Origin of the sequence: Bacteroides muris (ex Afrizal et al. 2022) (assembly GCF_004793475.1) — a bacterium.
Taxonomy (GTDB): Bacteria; Bacteroidota; Bacteroidia; order Bacteroidales; family Bacteroidaceae; genus Bacteroides; species Bacteroides muris.
Map to the genome: position 1 here is coordinate 1 of NZ_SRYZ01000124.1, position 688 is coordinate 688.

Sequence of the window (688 nt, forward strand, 5' to 3'; positions counted from 1 at the left end):
GTATGCTGATGCCCTGGTCATCTTTTGTAAAAGCCGTCGTTCCGCCCAGCGTACATTGGATAATCTGCTTCCCTTTATTGAAACGAAACTTTTTCTAAAGGTGAATAAGGAGAAGACTCATGTCGCTTATATGCGTGACATCAAATTCCTTTCCTATGCCTTTGGTCGTAGTAATGTCAAATGCCAATTCTACATCCATGTCGATAGTGTCAAGAAGATGAAGAGTAAGATACGTGAACTCACCAGCCGTAATAACGGCTGGAGCTACGAATATCATAAACAACGTTTGACTTGGTATATCCGTGGTTGGCTCAACTATTTTAAGTTGGCAGGTCTCAAAAGTAGGATAAAGGAATGGGACGGTTGGCTCCGTCATCGCATACGGATGTGCATTTGGAAGTCTTGGAAACGAGTCCGAACCCGGTATCGAAATCTGAAGAAGCTTATTCCCGATGGGAACCGTGTGCGAATGGCTGCCTTTTGTCGTAAGAAATACTGGCGAATGGCAAGTCATCCCACTGTACAATCGGCTTTGTCGGATGAGCGTTTGCTTCGGGCTGGTTACCCTACTTTTAAGATGTACTATCATCCTGTGTTTAAAGGTTAATTAGGGAACCGCCGTATGCCGAACGGCACGTACGGTGGTGTGAGAGGTCGGAACGGGAATTAATCCCGTTCCTCCTACTCG

Annotated in this window: 1 protein-coding gene; it reads left to right on the forward strand. The window is 45.6% G+C overall.

Annotation, left to right across the window (positions count from 1 at the left end):
* Positions 1–607, forward strand: a 607-nt coding sequence (locus E5355_RS19150; protein ID WP_136011566.1) for a group II intron maturase-specific domain-containing protein, incomplete at its 5' end; no start/stop codon positions are given.
* Positions 608–688 lie beyond the last annotated feature (81 nt).